Annotated in this window: 15 protein-coding genes and 1 tRNA gene; 6 read left to right on the top strand and 10 right to left on the bottom strand. The window is 68.2% G+C overall.

Annotated features, from left to right (window positions below; genetic code table 11):
* Positions 1 to 98: 98 nt before the first annotated feature.
* On the bottom strand, positions 99 to 1,127 hold the full coding sequence (locus CW359_RS28290) for an MraY family glycosyltransferase (RefSeq protein ID WP_105972996.1): 1,029 nt from the start codon (positions 1,125 to 1,127) through the stop codon (positions 99 to 101).
* 204 nt (positions 1,128 to 1,331) lie between these two features.
* Here CW359_RS28290 and CW359_RS28285 point away from each other — a divergent pair, with 204 nt between their 5' ends.
* The 5 genes from CW359_RS28285 (at position 1,332) to CW359_RS28265 (ending at position 9,363) form a co-directional block, all read left to right on the top strand.
* A complete protein-coding gene (locus CW359_RS28285) occupies positions 1,332 to 3,614 on the top strand; it encodes a heterodisulfide reductase-related iron-sulfur binding cluster (protein WP_105972995.1) in 2,283 nt (760 codons plus the stop codon).
* 230 nt (positions 3,615 to 3,844) lie between these two features.
* A complete protein-coding gene (locus CW359_RS28280; protein ID WP_105972994.1) occupies positions 3,845 to 5,242 on the top strand; it encodes an FG-GAP and VCBS repeat-containing protein in 1,398 nt (465 codons plus the stop codon).
* A gap of 117 nt (positions 5,243 to 5,359) precedes the next feature.
* Entirely contained in the window at positions 5,360 to 6,712 is a 1,353-nt protein-coding gene (locus CW359_RS28275; RefSeq protein WP_408647528.1) for an FG-GAP repeat domain-containing protein, read from the top strand.
* A 152-nt stretch (positions 6,713 to 6,864) separates the two neighbouring features.
* On the top strand, positions 6,865 to 8,250 hold the full coding sequence (locus CW359_RS28270) for an FG-GAP and VCBS repeat-containing protein (RefSeq protein WP_105972992.1): 1,386 nt from the start codon (positions 6,865 to 6,867) through the stop codon (positions 8,248 to 8,250).
* A gap of 27 nt (positions 8,251 to 8,277) precedes the next feature.
* Positions 8,278 to 9,363, top strand: coding sequence for a Yip1 family protein (locus CW359_RS28265; RefSeq protein ID WP_105972991.1), 1,086 nt, complete (start codon positions 8,278 to 8,280; stop codon positions 9,361 to 9,363).
* A 70-nt stretch (positions 9,364 to 9,433) separates the two neighbouring features.
* On the opposite strand, the gene CW359_RS28260 is transcribed toward CW359_RS28265, so the two are convergent.
* The 3 genes from CW359_RS28260 to CW359_RS28250 all read right to left on the bottom strand — a co-directional run bounded on the left by CW359_RS28260 (position 9,434) and on the right by CW359_RS28250 (position 10,807).
* A complete protein-coding gene (locus tag CW359_RS28260) occupies positions 9,434 to 9,937 on the bottom strand; it encodes a phosphoribosyltransferase (protein ID WP_105972990.1) in 504 nt (167 codons plus the stop codon).
* A gap of 5 nt (positions 9,938 to 9,942) precedes the next feature.
* Entirely contained in the window at positions 9,943 to 10,518 is a 576-nt protein-coding gene (gene dcd, locus CW359_RS28255) for a dCTP deaminase (RefSeq protein ID WP_105972989.1), read from the bottom strand.
* 100 nt (positions 10,519 to 10,618) lie between these two features.
* Positions 10,619 to 10,807 carry a hypothetical protein gene (locus tag CW359_RS28250; protein ID WP_232838641.1) on the bottom strand — a complete coding sequence of 63 codons (189 nt, stop codon included), beginning with the start codon at positions 10,805 to 10,807 and terminating at the stop codon, positions 10,619 to 10,621.
* Between the two features lie 317 nt (positions 10,808 to 11,124).
* Between CW359_RS28250 and CW359_RS28245 the strand changes: the two genes are divergently transcribed.
* Positions 11,125 to 11,198: transfer RNA gene (locus tag CW359_RS28245), tRNA-Gly, on the top strand.
* 253 nt (positions 11,199 to 11,451) lie between these two features.
* Here the strand turns inward: CW359_RS28245 and CW359_RS28240 are convergent.
* The 6 genes from CW359_RS28240 to CW359_RS28215 form a co-directional block, all read right to left on the bottom strand.
* Positions 11,452 to 11,976: an ASCH domain-containing protein gene (locus tag CW359_RS28240; protein ID WP_232838648.1), complete on the bottom strand. Its 525-nt coding sequence runs from the start codon at positions 11,974 to 11,976 to the stop codon at positions 11,452 to 11,454.
* A 74-nt stretch (positions 11,977 to 12,050) separates the two neighbouring features.
* On the bottom strand, positions 12,051 to 14,132 hold the full coding sequence (locus CW359_RS28235; RefSeq protein ID WP_232838640.1) for a GNAT family N-acetyltransferase: 2,082 nt from the start codon (positions 14,130 to 14,132) through the stop codon (positions 12,051 to 12,053).
* 69 nt (positions 14,133 to 14,201) lie between these two features.
* Entirely contained in the window at positions 14,202 to 15,356 is a 1,155-nt protein-coding gene (locus tag CW359_RS28230) for a helix-turn-helix domain-containing protein (RefSeq protein ID WP_105972987.1), read from the bottom strand.
* 34 nt (positions 15,357 to 15,390) lie between these two features.
* The gene (locus CW359_RS28225; RefSeq protein ID WP_105972986.1) at positions 15,391 to 16,041 is read right to left on the bottom strand and encodes a hypothetical protein; all 651 of its coding nucleotides are present in this window, start codon (positions 16,039 to 16,041) and stop codon (positions 15,391 to 15,393) included.
* Between the two features lie 199 nt (positions 16,042 to 16,240).
* Positions 16,241 to 17,389, bottom strand: a complete 1,149-nt coding sequence (locus CW359_RS28220) for a tyrosine-type recombinase/integrase (RefSeq protein ID WP_105972985.1) — start codon at positions 17,387 to 17,389, stop codon at positions 16,241 to 16,243.
* A complete protein-coding gene (locus CW359_RS28215) occupies positions 17,389 to 17,601 on the bottom strand; it encodes a helix-turn-helix domain-containing protein (RefSeq protein ID WP_105972984.1) in 213 nt (70 codons plus the stop codon). The genes CW359_RS28220 and CW359_RS28215 overlap by 1 nt, the downstream gene beginning before the upstream one ends.
* Positions 17,602 to 17,859: the final 258 nt, after the last annotated feature.

Genomic DNA, 17,859 nt, shown 5'->3' with positions numbered 1-17,859 from the left:
TCCAGGAGCAATGCCAACGACGACTTGAGTGGAACAGGCTCAAGTGTGCATCACTCCCGCCGCCCGGTCAACAGAGCTGAGTCGACCCCACTCAACTCTTATCCGTTCCTTACACGCAACGCGGCTCTGACCTGCGCCGACTGTACGGTCGCCGCCCGCCGCGGCCCGTACACGGGAACCCTCAGCAGTCCCAGTACGACCATCAGGGCCACCCCCGCCACCCACCACAGCCCCGCTCCGGCGACCCATCCGCCGTGCGCGAGCACCCCCACCAGCACCGCCCCGAAGGCCCCCGCCCCGAGCAGCACGGCCGCCCCGCGCGCGGTGAGCCCCAACCGCCGCAGCCGGTGCGCGAGATGGTCCGGACCCCCGCGCGAAAGGGGCCGCCCGGCCATCCGCCGCGACACGACCACGAGCAGCACATCGGCGCCGGCCACGGCGGTGAGCGCGAACAACACCCCGGCACTCGGCGCCAGTTCGTGCCCGCTCCGCACGACCACCGCCGACGCGGCCAGCACGAACCCGGTGAACAGGGACCCGCAGGCGCCGAGGGCGATCCGCGCGGGATGCCAGTTGTGCATCAGGAACCCGGTCAGCGCGGCGGCCAGCACGCTCAGCAGCACCGCGAGCCCGTCCATCAGCTCGACGGCGGCACAGGCGCTCACCCCGAAGGCGGTCAGCACGCCGACGGTCCCCACCAGCCCGTCGGCGTGATCGAGGGCCCGAAAGGCCACGGCGACGAACACGATCCACAGCAGCGCGAGCGCCCCGGCCCCGAACCCCAGTTCCCCGTACGGCACGACGAACGCGGCGGCGACGGCCGTACCGGCGACCAGGACCCGCGCCTTCACCCGCCCCGCGTCGGCGACGAGCCCGAGCGCCCCGACGCCCGCGCCGGCGAGGAGCAGCGCGCCGACCCCGTCCCCCAGAGGGGCGTATCCGGTCCACTCGCCCGCCCCCGCGACCAGCCCGGTCGCGAGGACGACGGCGAGCCCGCCGAGCAGGGGCGTCGGGCGGGCCCGGCGCCGGTCGAGGACGCCGAGGCGCAGGGCGAGGGTGCGGGCGAGGGCGGTGAGGACGGCGGCGAGGAGCAGGGCGGACGCGGCGGCGAGGATCCCGTAGAGCACGGGCTCACGTTAGATGGAACGGTAACAATTCTGTACGAATAACACGATTTGCCATGATGGGATTTGATCTGCGACTCAGGTAAGCCTCAGCGATCCAGATCACTCCGCCGCTGACTACAGTGCGAGCGAAGATGTGGGTAGTCTCTGACAGACTGCCTAAGTTACCGCTTAGTAATACTGCTCGCAGGCCTGAGGAGCCCCGACATGCAACTCGCCGCGATCATCGTGTCGCTGGTCCTGACCGTGATCGGCGTCGCGCTGCTCGCACGCGCCATCGGTCAGTTCGTCCGGTACTTCAAACTCGGCCAGCCGGTCCCGGCCGGCCTCCGGACGGACAACCCCTACCAGCGCAGTGTGACGCTGGTGAAGGAGTTCCTCGGCCATACGCGGATGAACCGCTGGGGCATCGTCGGCTTCGCGCACTGGTTCGTCGCGGTCGGCTTCCTGACGCTGCCGCCGACCCTCGCCCAGGCCTTCGGCCAGCTCTTCTCCGCCGACTGGACGCTGCCGGTCATCGGCGGCTTCCTGCCGTTCGAGCTGTACATCGAGTTCATCGGCGTGATGACGATCCTCGGCATCGCCGTGCTCATCGTGATCCGCCTGCTGAACCTGCCCTCGCGCCCCGGCCGCAAGTCCCGGTTCGCGGGCTCCAAGGCGGGCCAGGCGTACTTCGTCGAGTACGTCATCCTCACCATCGGCCTCGCGATCTACACCCTGCGCGGCCTGGAGGGCGCGATCCACCACGTCGAGCACTACGAGGCCGCGTACTTCGCCTCGTACCCGCTCGTCCTGGCCTTCAAGGGCCTGAGCACCGGCACGCTGCAGAACCTGATCTACCTCACCGCGATGGTGAAGATCAGCACGTCGTTCGTGTGGATGATCGTCGTCTCGCTGAACACCAACATGGGTGTCGCCTGGCACCGCTTCCTCGCCTTCCCGAACATCTGGTTCAAGCGCGAGGCCACCGGCGGCACCGCCCTGGGCGCCCTGCAGCCGATGACGTCCGGCGGCAAGCCGATCGACTTCACCGACCCGGGCGACGACGACGTGTTCGGCGTCAGCCAGGTGGAGCAGTTCTCCTGGAAGGGCCTGCTCGACTTCTCGACCTGTACGGAGTGCGGTCGCTGCCAGTCGCAGTGCCCCGCCTGGAACACCGGCAAGCCCCTCTCCCCCAAGCTGCTGATGATGTCCCTGCGCGACCACGCCCACGCCAAGGCGCCGTACCTGCTGGCGGGCGGCGGCAAGGACATGGAGGGCAACGAGAAGGCGTCCGAGGAGCAGCTGAAGGACGTACCGGCCGCCGCCCTCGCCGAGGCCGAGCGCCCCCTCATCGGCACCCTCGAAGAGAACGGTGTCATCGACCCGGACGTCCTGTGGTCCTGCACCACCTGCGGTGCCTGCGTCGAGCAGTGCCCGGTGGACATCGAGCACGTCGACCACATCGTCGACATGCGGCGCTACCAGGTGATGATCGAGAGCGCGTTCCCGTCGGAGGCCGGGACGATGCTCAAGAACCTGGAGAAGAAGGGCAACCCCTGGGGCCTGGCGAAGAAGCAGCGCCTGGAGTGGCTCAAGGAGCTGGACTTCGAGGTGCCGGTCGTCGGCAGGGACATCGAGGACCTCAGCGAGGTCGAGTACCTGTACTGGGTCGGCTGCGCGGGCTCCCTGGAGGACCGCGCGAAGAAGACGACCAAGGCGTTCGCCGAGCTGCTCCACATCGCGGGCGTCAAGTTCGCGATCATGGGCGGCGACGAGAAGTGCACCGGCGACTCGGCCCGCCGCCTCGGCAACGAGCCGCTGTTCCAGGAACTGGGCATGGAGAACGTGGCCGCGCTGAACCTGGCCTTCGGCGAGGACGACGAGGACGAGTCGACCAAGAAGCCCCGGGCGGCCAAGAAGATCGTCGCCACCTGCCCGCACTGCCTCAACACCATCGGCAACGAGTACCCGCAGCTCGGCGGCGACTACGAGACCGTCCACCACACCCAGCTGCTCCAGCGCCTCATCGACGAGGGCAGGCTGCTCCCGGTGACCCCGGTCGAGGGCCTCATCACCTACCACGACCCCTGCTACCTGGGCCGCCACAACAAGATCTACACGCCCCCGCGCGAGATCATGTCGGCCGTCCCGGGCCTGCGCCAGCAGGAGATGCACCGCCACAAGGAACGCGGCTTCTGCTGCGGCGCGGGTGGCGCGCGGATGTGGATGGAGGAGCGGATCGGCAAGCGCATCAACAACGAGCGTGTCGACGAAGCCCTCTCCCTCAACCCCGACATCGTGTCGACGGCCTGCCCCTTCTGCCTGGTCATGCTGACCGACTCGGTCAACGGCAAGAAGAACGAGGGCAAGGCGAAGGAGTCCATCACGGTGGTGGACGTCGCCCAGCTGCTCCTGGAGTCGGTGAAGACGCCGGTCCCGGACGAGGACGAGCCCCCGGCGGGCGAGGCCGAGGCGGAGAGCGCGCCGGAGCCGCAGCCGGTGAAGTAGCCCCGAGAGCGGGGCTGTTCGAGCAGAGCTGTTCAAACAGGGCTGCTCGGCCAGGGCTGTTGAAGCGAGGTTGTTGAAGCGGGGCCGGCGCCGAAAGCGTCGGCCCCGCTCACGTTCGCCCGCACATCAACCGCACATCACCCGCACATTCATCGAACCCCCGTACAACCATTGCCACTTGCCGTAAGTCTCCTCATCGCCCCGGTGATCGCCGCGACCTTGGAGCCCCCTTGCGTTCCCGTGCCACTCTCCTGACCACCGCCCTCCTCGCCGCCGCCCTGAGCCCGATCGCCCTCGGCGCCCCGGCCACGGCCGCACCGGCGAAGTACGTGGACGACTTCAACGGCGACGGCCACCCCGACCTGCTCATCGGCGACCAGAGCGCCACCGTGGCCGGGAAGCGGAACGCGGGCGCCGTCGTCGTCATCTGGGGCTCGGCGACGGGACCGAACCCCGCCAAGCGCTCGGTGATCACCCAGAACAGCCCCGGCATCGACGGCGTGGCCGAGGCGAACGACCGCTTCGGCACGAAGGTCACCTCGGCCGACCTGAACAAGGACGGCTACGCCGACATCGTCGCCAGTTCCCCCGGCGAACTGCACGCCGGCCGCCACGGCACGCTCACCGTCCTGTGGGGCTCCAGGACGGGCCTGACGAAGGGCAGCATCTACGCGTCCCCGGGCAGCAAGGCAGAGACCTTCGGCCTGGACTCCGCGATCGGCGACTTCAACGCCGACGGCCAACTGGACATCGTGTCCGTGGACGGCGACTTCGTCTGGTTCCTGCGCGGCCCGTTCACCAAGGCGGGCGGGCGCGGCAAGGCCACCAACCTCGACCCGTGGGACGGCGAGAACATCAAGGCCGAGCTGGTGGTGGCGGGCAAGGTCACCAAGGACGCCACCGCCGACTTCGCGCTCATCGGCTACGACGTTGACACCAACAGCAACCGCGTCTGGTTCTACAAGGGCGGCAGGAACGGCCCCGCCAAGCCGTGGAAGCGCACCCTGCCCGCCACCCCCGACCTCAGCGGCTCCAGCGCCGTGATCGCCGACTTCAACCGCGACGGCTACGGCGACCTCGCGATCGGCGTCTCCCGCTCGGGCCGGGGCGGCACGGTCCGCGTCCTGCCCGGCACGGCCACCGGACCCTCGGGCAGGCTCCTCGCGCTCACCCAGAACACGGCGGGCGTCCCCGGCAGCGTGGAGGACAACGACAACTTCGGGTACGACGTCTCGGCGGCCGACACCAACGGCGACGGCTACCCCGACCTGGCCGTCGGCGCCCCCACCGAGGCGATCGGCACCAGCTACTGGGCCGACGGCTCGATCACCGTCCTGCGCGGCGGCTCCACCGGCCTCACCGGCCGCAACTCCCGCCAGTACGACCGCACCACCCCCGGCCTGCCGAACGTCTCCCCCGACAACGCCTGGCTCGGCGCCTCCCTCCTCCTGCGCGACTTCAACGGCGACGGCCGCGCCGAGCTGATCGCCACCGCCAACGAGGGTGGCCGCCTCCACCTCCTCCCCGGCACCTCGGCCGGCCCCACGGGCACCGGCTCCCGCACCCTCACGGTCCCCCAACTGGGCCTGGGCGCAAGGGCGTTCATGGCAGCCGAACTGGCCGACTGACCGCCGTACCGGCCACCGCACTCCTCGAACACCCCTGTGTCGCGTTCCGCACCGGCACGGGGGTGTCTTCGCATCTCGAACACGTGCATCATTGATCAGTCGTTGCCGATGGGGTCAATGATCCGGACGAGGTGCAGGGTGCGGATGCGGGTGCGGGTGCGGGTGCGAAGAGCCGGTCCGGGTACGACGGTCACCGCCGGGTCGGCGGCCATCGGCGCCGTCCTGCTGGCCCTCACCGCCTGCGGCCCCCTCTCCAGTGACGGCGGAGCCGCCGACCCGACCCCCGTCCAGGTCGCCCAGGCCCCCGCCCAGCGCCCGATACCGCAGGGCGACGGCAGCAAGGTCCCCGACGACTTCAACGGCGACGGCCACCGCGACCTGGTCCTGGGCGACCTGGTCAAGGACCAGCTCCACACCGACGACGCCGGTATCGGCATCGTCTACGGCTCCCCGACCGGACTCGTCCCAGGCGCCCGCCAGTTGCTGTCCCCGGCCCGCCAAGCGGCGCGTACGAAGGGCCAGTTGCCGGCGGTCTTCGACGCGGAGGCGACCTGCGACCTCGACGGCGACGGCTTCACCGACCTGGTCGTGTCGACCGACCCGCCCTACGACGGCCAGGGGCAGCCCCCGGTACCCCTCCAACTCCTCTTCGGCTCCCCGCAGGGCCTCACCGGCCGCGCGGTCGCCCTCGTGATCCCGGCGGGGTCCCGCGCCGGGAACGACTGGCCCGACCAGCCGGTGTGCGGCGACTTCGACGGCGACGGCGCCCAGGACCTGGTCGTGCACGCCTCCGACGTGCAACTCAGCTATCTGCGGGGCCCGTTCACCCGCAAGGGCACCCCGAGCAGGGCCGGTGCCCCGATCGCCGCCCCCGGCAACGTCCCGACGGGCCCGGCGGCCGACGTCAACCACGACGGATACGACGACCTGGTCGTCCGTACGGTGGACGGCACCGCCGAGTCGGCGGTGGTCCTCGGCGGCCCGGACGGCCCGACCCGCACCGGGACGGCGCTGCCCGAGGGCATCGACGTCGCCCTCGGCCGGTTCGGCAAGGGACGGGACCTGGACGCGGCGGTCGGCGCGATGGGCGAAACGTCACTGCGCTACGACCTCCCCGACGCGACCTCCGGCACCCTCGCCTCCCCCGGCTCGATGCTCGACACCGGCGACTTCGACGGCGACGGCCGCGACGAACTCGTGTCCAGCGGCTCGCGGTTGAGGGTGTTCCGCGCACCGAGCGCGGCGGCGGGCATCACGGCGAAGGGCATGATCACCGTCGCCCCGCCCACCCACGGCACGACCCGCGTCCTGACGGTCGGCGACTTCGACGGCGACGGACGGGCGGACCTGGCGGTGCGGACGTACCGGGGCGAGACCTGGGACGAGGTGGCCGTGTACCCCGGGACGAAGGACGGCGGCCTGGTGGCGGCGAAGCCGTCGGTGACGTTCTCCACCTCGGAGTTCCTGTGACAACTCCTCGGTCGTGTAACAGCTCTGAGGCCATGTAACAGCTCCGTGACCGCCGTACAACCTTCGGTCATCACCGCGGGTCTCCCCCGTACTCGCGGACTGACCACCGCGTAAATGAACCAGGCAAATCAATCCAAACGGGGAGTTCACCCATGCGCAGACGCATCACCACGACCGCGGCCGTCGCCACCGCCCTGCTCGCCACCGGCCTGGCGCCGCTCGCCCTGAGCACCCCCGCCACGGCCGCCGCCGCCAAGTACGCCGACGACTTCAACGGCGACGGCTACCGCGACTACGCCGAGTACTCCTACGGCGCCGAGTACGAGGCCCCGGGCGGCGCGGTCAAGATCACCTTCGGCACGGCGAACGGGCCGGGCACGAGGGTCCAGTACGTCAGCCAGAACACCGCCGGCGTCCCCGGCTCCGACGAGGCCGACGACAACTTCGGCGAGGTCAGAGCCGCCGCCGACTTCAACGCGGACGGCTACGGCGACCTGGCCGTCGCCGCCACCGGCGAGGACCTGGCCGGCCGCCTCAACGCGGGCACGGTCACCATCCTGTGGGGCAGCCGCACCGGCCTCTCCGGCGGTACGGACCTCCCCTCGCGCACACACACCTCGTACGGCCGGATGGGCGCGGACCTCGCGGTCGGCGACTTCAACGGGGACGGCAAGAAGGACCTGGCGCTCGTCGCGAGCGGCAAGGCGTGGGTCTACCTGGGCACCATCTCCCGTACGGGCGTGGCCGGTTCGATCACCTCCTACGACCGGGACAACATCTACTTCGAGGTCACCTCGCTGGTCGCGGGCAATGTGACCGGCGACAACAAGACCGACCTGGTCGCCATCGGCGATGTCGTGGGCGAGAACTCCATCGGCTCGGACGCCTGGTTCCTCAAGGGCGGCAGCAAGATGGTCCCCGGCCGCACGCTCCGCCTGGAGGGCAAGAACAGCGCGGGCGGCGAGAGCCAGCGCGGCGGCGACGGCGTCATCGCCGACTTCGACAAGGACGGCAAGGGCGACATCGCCATCGGCACGCCCCTCTTCTCGTCCTACCGGGGCGAGGTCAGCGTCTGGTACGGCGCGGCGGCCGGCCCCGCCAAGTCCGCCCGCTTCACCCAGAACACGGCGGGCATCGCGGACACCGCGGAGACGGACGACCGCTTCGGCGCGAGCATCGCGGCCGGCGACATCAACGGCGACGGCTACCGCGACCTCGCGATCGGCTCGTACGGCGAACGGATCGCGGGCCAGCCGTACGCGGGCGGCTTCCACGTCCTGTACGGCCGCGCCGGGGGCCTCTCCACGGCGGGCTCGCAGTGGCTGGCCCGCAGCTCGACGGGCATCCCGGGCAATGTCACCGACGGCGACATGTTCGGCGCGAAGCTCCGCCTGCGCGACGGGAACGGCGACGGCAAGGCCGACCTGTACGTGTCCGGCGGCAACGGTTCGGTGCGGCTGCTGGGCTCGGCGACGGGACTCAGGACGACCGGCGTGACGTCGGTGCCGGAGACCCTGATCGACGGCATGCTCCCGTAGGGGAGGCCGTTCCGGTCCCCCTAGGGGATGTCACAGGTCGGCAGCAAAGGGGGGCCCGGAACCCCGGGCCCCCCACGCCGCTCGCCAGGACCAGGTACGTTCGATGACGTGGCTGGATTCAGGATCGGACGCGGCGGCCGGGACAACCGCCCCCCGCAAGCGCGACCGCAACAAGACCCGCAGCGGTACGACGGGCAGCCCCCACAGGGCTCCGCCCCGTCCTACGGCTACCCGTCCGCGCCTCAGCAGCAGCCGTACGGTGGCGGACAGCCGTCGTACGGCGGCCCGGGCGGCGCGGGACGGCAGTGGCCGCCGCAGGCGACCGCGAGCGGCGGTTACAACGGACCCGGGGGACACGGCGAGCCGGAGTACTTCGGCGACGACGGACACGGCGGACACGGCGGTCAGCACGGGCACGGATACGGACACGGCCCCCAGGGTCGTCCGACCGGCCCCGTGGACCCGTACGCGGCCAACAACCCCGGTCACACACAGGCGTTCACGACCGGCGACGACCCGTACAACCAGGGCGACACCTACCGCGCCGGTTCCGCCGCGGCCCCGCCGTCCGGTCGGCGCCTGCGCTGGAAGGAACTGCTGAAGGGCATCGTCACATCGCCCGACCGCACGTTCCTCCAGATGCGCGACTACCAGGTGTGGGTGCCCGCCCTCGTCGTGACGTTCCTGTACGGCCTGATCGCCGTCTTCGGGTTCGACGACACCCGCGAGGACACGATAAACGCCACCCTCAATAACGCGATCCCGATCGTGCTGACGACGGGCGTGGCGATGGTCCTGAGCGCCTTCGTCCTGGGCGTGGTCACCCACACCCTGGCCCGCCAACTGGGCGGCGACGGCGCCTGGCAGCCGACGGTGGGCCTGTCCATGCTGATCATGTCCATCACGGACGCCCCCCGCCTCCTGGTCGCGATGTTCGCGGGCGGCGACGCCCCCTTCGTACAGATCCTGGGCTGGGCGACCTGGGTGGCGGCGGGCGTCCTGCTGACCCTGATGATCCGCCGCTCCCACGACCTGCCGTGGCCGAAGGCGCTGGGGGCTTCGGCGATCCAGCTGATCGCGCTGCTGTCGATCGTGAAGCTGGGGACGTTCTAGGAGGAGCAGTAGTGGGGTCGGGGGTACGAGGGCGTGCGTGAGCCCTCGTACCCCCGACCTGCGTCCGCTGTCAGGCGTCGAGAACCTGGCCCGCGCGACGGACGACCGGGGGCTCGACGGACCAGGGGAAGTTGATCCAGTCGTCGGTGCGCTTCCACACGTATTCGCACTTCACGAGGGACTGGGTCTTCTCGTAGATGACGGCGGAACGCACCTCGGCGACGGCACCCAGACAGAAGTCCCGCACCAGCTTGAGCGTCTTGCCGGTGTCGGCGACGTCGTCGGTGATGAGGACCTTCTTCTCGGAGAAGTCGATGGCGTTCGGGACGGGCGCGAGCATGACGGGCATGGGGAGGGTGGTCCCTACGCCGGTATAGAACTCGACGTTGACAAGATGAATGTTCTTGCAGTCAAGGGCATAAGCAAGCCCCCCGGCGACGAAGACACCCCCGCGCGCGATGCTGAGGACGACGTCGGGCTCGTACCCGTCGTCGGCGACGGCCTGCGCGAGCTGACGAACGGCGACGCCGAACGCCTCGTAGGTCAGGTTCTCCCGTACGTCTATGTCACTCATGGCGCTCAGACCTGCGTGCGGTGGAAGTTGAGGAAGGACCGGGAGGCGGTGGGCCCACGCTGCCCCTGATACCGGGAGCCGTACCGGTCACTGCCGTAGGGGAACTCGGCGGGCGAGCTGAGCCGGAAGAGACACAGCTGACCGATCTTCATACCGGGCCAGAGCTTGATGGGGAGGGTGGCAAGGTTGGAGAGCTCCAGCGTCACGTGCCCGCTGAACCCCGGGTCGATGAACCCGGCGGTGGAGTGCGTGACGAGCCCGAGCCGCCCGAGCGAACTCTTGCCTTCGAGCCGGGAGGCGAGGTCGTCGGGCAACGAGACGACCTCATAGGTGGAGGCGAGCACAAACTCCCCGGGATGCAGGATGAACGGCTCGTCCCCCTCGGGCTCGACGAGCCGGGTGAGATCCGCCTGCTCGATCGACGGATCGATGTGCGGATACCGGTGGTTCTCGAACACCCGGAAGAAGCGGTCGAGACGCACGTCCACGCTCGACGGCTGCACCATGGATTCGTCGTAGGGATCGATCCGTACTCGCCCGGAATCGATCTCGGCCCGGATGTCCTTGTCTGAGAGAAGCACGCCCCGAGGATACGCAAGGCACGCGAACCCGACACCATCGGCCGGTTCCGCGTGCCCGCGACTGCTTCCGCGTCGGCTTCGCCTACTGCCCGTACTTCAGTTACTGACTGCTGCCGCTCCGCTGCTGCTGGTGCTGCTCCAACGCCACCGGCACCACACTGCGCAACCGCGCGCAGCGGGGACACCGGACCAGCCGACCGGGGCCGAGCCGCTCGGCCTGCTGCATCGGGAACGAAGCGGTGCTGAACACGTGCCCTTCGGCACAACGGACGACGGTGCGCTCGATCAAGTCCTCAGAGTCCCTTCCCCAAGAGCCGTCGCCGGTCACTGTCGAGACCAACGAGGAACGCCACATTACGGGACGAAAAGGGCGGCTCTCCAGGCGGCACTCCGATCCCGCCCGACCCCTCTTCCGCGCCCCCACCGTACGCCCCAACTCGGGCCGCCCGCAGCCGGGTCGACCCGCGAAAACCCACCCGCCCCACACTCGGAACCCACCCGGAATCCCCCGGAAACGGGGGCGGGCCCCACGGCTCGGCGCCGGGGGCCTGGCATGGGGTAGAGTGACTGAGCGTTCCGACGCCGACATTCAGAGCAGCGTCTTACGCGGGTGTAGTTTAGTGGTAGAACATCAGCTTCCCAAGCTGAGAGTGCGAGTTCGATTCTCGTCACCCGCTCCAGAATGAAACCCCAGGTCAGCGACCTGGGGTTTGCTTGTTGTCTAGTCCAATCCGAGAGTGTCGTGCCCTCCGCGTGCCCTAAGTCGCAGTTGGGCGACCACGCCAGGGGCGCCCGGGTGCCACTCTGGGCACCTCAAACCCTGAACATCTCAAATAGCGAGACGCATTTAATGTGACCTGAGCCACAGGGTGGCACCCCCCGGGTGAAGTCGCATACGCAAAAGCCCAGTTCGCGGGCCCGACAGCCCGCGCTCTACGACGCCGGCCCGACCAGGAGTGCAGAGGAGCGGAGTACCGAGTGTCCATTCGGGCCGCCCGAGGTCGACCGCAGAGAACCTCGCACGGCGCCACCCACGACAGGTGGCGTGGGAGCAGCAGAAGCGCTCGGCGCTGTTCCGGAGAGTTGATCAAGTAGTGCGTTGGCCATGGCATGCCCAGCGACCAGGTCCCTGAGAACGTCCTCGGCGATGTAGCGGTAGCTCTGCGGTGGGTGGAAAGTGCCGCCGGCCCGCAGATGGGCCAGCGGCACCGGTTCCTGAAGCCGTTCAGGAGACTCCAGCAAAAGGGCTGATGCCTGGGCTGCGCCGTCCATGTAGGTGTCGTACTCAGCGCGACTGATCCCTGTTTCAGCACGGTGCTGCTTCCACACCTCGGCAGGCGAGGCGGTATCCACGCGAGCGACACGAGCAGTACCGACCAGCGCCATGACCGGCGAAGTGGCGTAGAGGACGACCGGCGTGCCAGGCGGGACTGCCACTCTCTGACGACGGAGCTCCACCGACTTGCGCCCATCGAGGATGGAGGTCGCGAAGCGTGGGTGCAGGGATAGCAGGAGGGCACGTTCTGAGTCGGTCACCGTGCGGATCGACCTTCCTCGTAGATGGCTTGGAACAGGGTGGACGAGATCTTGAAGACCGACTGTACGTTGAGGGTGTGACTCTGGCGGCGGGCTAGCTGTTTAAGTCGCTTATACGGAACGAAGTTCGAAAAGACCTCCGTGTCGGAGAAGCGAATCGCCCGAGCTTGGTCGTGGCCTTCGCAATGCTTGAGGACGTCCGCGAGGTTCCACACGCCCAAGTGTTTGAAGCGCTGGTGGAGTTCGGGGATGTCATCAACGACGGTGGCATCGAACCGTGAGCAAGCGATGACCGACGACAGAGTGAGTGTCGGGTCGGCGCTGGCGTACCACAGGATGCGGGACGGGACCTTCTCACCGCTGGAGCGAGCAGCGCGGTAGTAGACGTGCTCGCGACTCAGTCCTAGCTCGTCGTTGCGGGCCAGCAGTCCCTCAGGAACGCCGAAGAGGTCGTACGCATATTTCGGCTTGATCGGCACGAGGAAGGTCGGCAGCTCCGCGTCAGTGATCTTCAGTGGCCACCAGGCCCGCTCGACAGCGGATGCCGCAGCCGCAGGCAGAGGGGCTTGCAGGCGGGGCAGCTCAAGACCGAGTTGGCCAGCAAGGGCAGCCGCATGCTCATCGACGCTCTCCGTGTCCGTGACCATGTCCAGAACGAAGGCGATCAGGTCGTCTCCGAGGGGCTGAAACCCGTCCTCCTGTGCCGCGGCACGTACCGTGGACGGCAGATGTGGGTCAGTCAGTCGCAACACCTGGGCGCCGACGGCCCGACAGTGTTGACGCAGCAGGAAAAGGATTTGCCGGGCGATGGTCTCGCTCAGCGCATGTCCGTCGACGACGCGTAGCAGCGGGACTTGGAGCTGCTCCTCTCCTTGCCCATGACAGTACGTGGCGAAGAGTTGTCCCTGGTCGTCCACAATCTGCTGGCGATCCCACCTACCCGGCTGGGCCGCAAGCTCACGTAGTCGCGCTCTGAAGGTATTCAGGCGCTCGCCGCCAGGCTTGTTCAGAAAAATCAGCTGCTCCTGCTCCCTGCCTGCCGCAACAGCCCTCGTCGTGTAGGAGGTGCCGAGGAGGCGGCCGGGCTGATACAGCTGCGCACGCCTCAACTCGTCGAGGTGCAAAACGACGTCTGAGGGCCGCAGGACGCGGACGTTGCAGACCGCCTGGGCGACCTCGGAAAGTCGCAGGAAATCGTCGTCGCGGGTGACAACGTACGGAACGCCGGCCGCGCCAGCCTCCGCCACATACCTCAGGTCCGAGAGATCATTCGGCTTGGCGGGCAGCGTGATGCCCAGCTTCTCCTTGGCAGCAGCGATCAATTTGGGTACGAGCTGGTCTGCCAGCTGTCTGTCGGGTCTAGGTCGTTTGTATGTGCTGGAAACGCGCAACTGACTGCGCCGCTCGGTCTGCTGCGGAATCTGGTTGATCTCGGCCACAAGCTCAGGCATGACGACCAAATCGACTAGCCCGGTCAGCCACTCCGCCCCAAGAGCCTGGGTCTCCTGCGAACCAGTCCGGTTATTCGACGCGTGAAGGTCGGCGAACACATTGCAGTCCATAGCGACGGTCAGGAGGGCCGTCGACTCCAAGTCGGTGAACAGATCCGCGTGGCCGTGGTCACGCCACCACACCACGAGTGGCTTGGGGTTCTTGCCGCGGCCGTCGACCTCATCGCGGGGCTCGAAGCCTAGCCGCGTCCACATCTGCTCGTAGCCGTAGTCCTTACGGCACCTCAGGATGATGCCGAGACGGTCTTGGTGACGGCGAGTGATCTCGTCGACAAGAAGTCGGGCCACTCCGCCGCGCTGCATACCGGGGTCGACGCAGAGGTGAGTCAGGCGGATGCGCTGTCCTGGGAGCCCGTACAGGGCATAGCCGACGAGGTCTGAGCCTGCTACGGCAGCCAACAGAGTGTCTCCTCCAGCGGCCTGTTCGTAGACCGCTGGAGGCAGGAAGCCGAGCTTGCTCCTGAACCGGTCGCCCAGCGCGACTATGGAAGCCAGAAGCTCGGTGTTCTGGGGGCTGACGGGGCTGATGCGTATTGCGGCGCCGTTTGTGGCCTCAGGGGTCTGCACCGCCCAAGTCTGACCCCATTTCCCTTATGGCGCCACGTAGTTGAGATCGTCCAGCAATGCTGCTAATTGTCAGCGGACTACAGAGAGTCTCGGCCTGACCTCGGACTCGGTACCCCGCTGCCCCTCACCTTCCTGCGCAGTGACCACCAAGCCGAAGATCAGATCATTGAGATCGGCAGCGTGTAGATGTAGCTGTCGGGCCACGTCCACAGGACGTGTGCCTTCGCTGCGTAGGGCGGTGAACACCTTGCCCAAAACTTGCGAGGTCTCGCGGGCAACCCCACTCCGGGGCTCCGACTTGCGGTAGCCGAGCCGGCCGAGTTCCACGCAGTGGGTTCGGTACTGCCACTCGGTGGTCAGACCTAGCTCGTGCAACCGGTGGGCAAGGGCCATGGCGGCGACTTTCCAGCGTCGCTTGGCCTGCAGGATCCAGTTGGTGCTCGCCCCCCGTGGTGCGTAGGCGAGAACGTCGGCACGCGGCATAAGGAACGCGGCCGCAAATCTGTGGGCCTCGGCTTCGGCCTGGGGCCCGTGTGGCATCTGTTCTTCGCCGTGCAGGACCAAGTGCCCGAGTTCATGGGCAGCGTCGAAGCGCCCGCGTTCCGCAGTCTTTTCCGTGCTCAACAGCACGAAGGGGATCCCTCGGTCCCAGAAGGAGAACGCGTCGACCTCCGGGCAGGCCCGTGAGAGCGAGAAGACACGAACGCCATGTGCCTCAAGCTGGTGCACAACATTCGGCATGGGGGCGTTTCCCAGTCCCCAACGGGCTCGCACCAGTGCGGCGGCTTCCTCCGCGGGCCAGTCTGTACCTGCCGCCTCCCCTGGATGCGGGATCTGGTCCTCGTCCGGGCCGAGCCGACTGAATGAAGTCAGCGACGGAATGTCGGGAGTCGGCAGGCGGAAGTGTGCGCCAATCCAGTCCTGCAGCACACGCGCCAGCCGCCCAGAACTGAGGGCGATGTCCCGCTGGGATGCGGTCATCTTGCTCAGGGCTCGGAAGCTCACCGAGTCGACCGTCAGGTCGGCGACCTCTTCGGCGCTGAAGAAGGAAGGAGGGAACTCCAGCGCCGCCGCAATCGCATCCAGCGACGGCTGGCTGGGGGCAGCCCGCCCGTTCTCGTAGTCGGACAACCTGCGCGGGGTCAGGCTGACGAGCTGGGCGAGGCGAGTGACGGTGAGTCCTCGGCGCTTTCGCGCCAGGACGAGCCGAGATGCGGTGGTCATGGGAGGAGCCAATGGGGAGGTTAGGGCGGGCCGGTCAGGCCCGACGTTCGATGGGGATGTCGATGCCGCCCTGGTCGTCGGCGTCGTCGACGAAGGGAGTGAAGCCCTCGAAGTCGATCCAGGGGAGAATGATCCGCTCGTGCCAGCTACTGATCTTGCCACGGTTTCCGGGATCGTTCGGGAAGGACAACTCCGCGTGGAGCCGGGTTCCCTGGTCAGTCTTCGCGTGGTGGTAGAGCAGGAACCAGGTAGGGATACCGTCGCCGGCATCTTGCTGCTCACGCGGCACCTCAGGCTCGCCGAACAGCAACAGCTGCCGGTTGGTCTCCACCCGCTTCATCACCGCGTTGCCCTTCGGGTAGCGGGTGGAAGGAGTGAGCGCTGCGTACCCGGTCTCCGGGCTGCCGCTGGAAGCCGTGATCGCGAAGTCACCGGACGGCGCGACGAGCAGCGGTACGTTGCTGGGGCTGGCGCTGGTCCATCCGTCCGGGATGTACGTCTCGCGCAAGAAGCGGATTGTCCGGCCCCAGAAGATGTTGCCAGGCAACGAGACGGGGTCCAACGGCGTGCAGAAGTTACGCTCGGCCTCGGCACGCCGCAGCACGTCTTCGATCCCTTCGACCGACAGTCCAAGCTCGGCAAGTCGGTTACGGGCCCGCAGATCCTCCGCATGCACGACAGTCATGTCCAGCCTCTCGACGAGCCACCTCGACTTCCGGAAATCCTCCCTCATATGAGGTTGGAAATCAAGAAATAAGGCTGGTCAGGGACTCTCACGTCTTAGCGCGGGGCGCCAGCGGACCCATTGCCCTGAAATCAGCCGCTCGGTCAACACTCGGAACCGGCCGAGCCGAGCGGCCGGTTCCAGTGATGAAAGCGGAGCACTACACCTGACGGACGCTCTCGACTGCCTCTGCTTCGCGCAGCTGGGCACGCACCTCGGCGTCAATGCCCTGGGCGAGCCTGCGCTGATGCTTCGCCGTCGAGTGCTGGTAGATCAGCTGGGCCCGCTCCGAGGACTGGCCGGCGCGGACCATGAGGTCCTTCAGCTTGGCGCCGGTGTCGGCAGCGAGGGTGTTGCCGGTGTGGCGGAGGTCGTAGAAACGGAAGTTCTTCGGCATGCCGACCTTGGTACGCGCCTTGCGCCATTTGCGGCCGAAGGTCGAGCGGCGGAAGGGGGCGCCCTTCTCGCCGACGAAGAGGAGGCCGCCAGGCTCCTTCTCCGCGAACCACTGGAGGTGGCGGCGCAACTCCGGGAGCATGAAGTCGGGCAGATAGACGGTGCGCTTGCCCGCCCGGGTCTTGGGGTCGCCCGTGACGCGCCTGCCATTGGTCAGCTCTGGGGAAGCCTGCGTGACGCGCAGCGAGCATTCGTCGATATCGACACTGTGACGGCGCAGTTCGGCCAGTTCCTCCGGGCGGAGGGAGGCGAAGGCACCGAGCAGGACCATCAGGCGCCAGCGCGGACCCATGGCGTCGGCGAGGTCGAAGACCTGCTCGATGGTGGCGGTGGGGCGCTCGTCGGCCTCCTCCTTGCCGGCGCCCTTGATACGGCACGGGTTGCTGCGCAGGAGGTCGTCGTCGACCGCCGTCTGCAGGATGGCCTTCAGCAGGCGGTACGACTTGGCGACCGTGGTGGCGCCGGTCGCCTTCAGCCGCTCGGCTCGCCATGTGCGGACGGAGGACGGGGTGATCTCGTCCAGATCCTTGCCACCGAAGGCCGGCAGGATGTGCAGGCGCAGCAGACCGTCGTAACGGTCGAGCGTGGTCGGGGCCAGGCCGCGCTCCTCCATCCAACGGAGCGCGTACTTCTCGAAGTTCACCGTACCGGTGTCAGGATCGTGCCAGTGGTTGCGCTCGATGTCGGCACGGACGAGGTTGAGCCAGTCCTGGGCCTCGGACCTGGTCTCGAACGTTTCCGGCGCGGTGTGCCGCTCTCCGTCCGGTCCGAGGTAGCGGGCCTGCCACCGGCCGGAGGCGAGCCTGCGCACCGTGCCGAACTCGCGCCGCCGCTGCGGCTTGCGCCCCGCCATCAGGCAGCCTTCCCGTAGCGGACACGGACACGGCGGACCGGCTCGACGGTGCTCGACTCTACGTACTCGGCGACCGCGCTCTCGGGGATGCGGACCAGGCGGCCGAGTTTGACGTAGCGGATACGGCGTTCGGCGATCAGACGGCGGACGAAGCGCTCGCCCGTGCCGAGCATTTCGCCGGCCTCGGCGACGGTCAGGAGGCGGTCAGCCATGTGCGGTCACCGCCGTCGCGGTGCGCTGAGAGGCGTTGAGGGCAGGGGGTATTGCGAGTTCATGCAAGAGCGGTGGGTCCTTTGCTCGGCGAGGCGGTTCGGGGCGGCGGTCCGGTCCGAGGCGTACGGGCCTAGGCCGTGTTTTGGAAGTCGCGGGCGGCGAGCCAGATGATGAGGTCGCTCGCGATTCGGCCGATGCCGTTCTCAGTGGTCACGTGGTGTTCGCGGCGGGTGGTGTCGCGGCGGACGATCTCGTAG

This window comes from Streptomyces geranii (assembly GCF_002954775.1).
Taxonomy (GTDB): domain Bacteria; phylum Actinomycetota; class Actinomycetes; order Streptomycetales; family Streptomycetaceae; genus Streptomyces; species Streptomyces geranii.
Note: the sequence above shows the minus strand (reverse complement) of the source record. Positions and strands in the feature narration are given on the sequence as shown.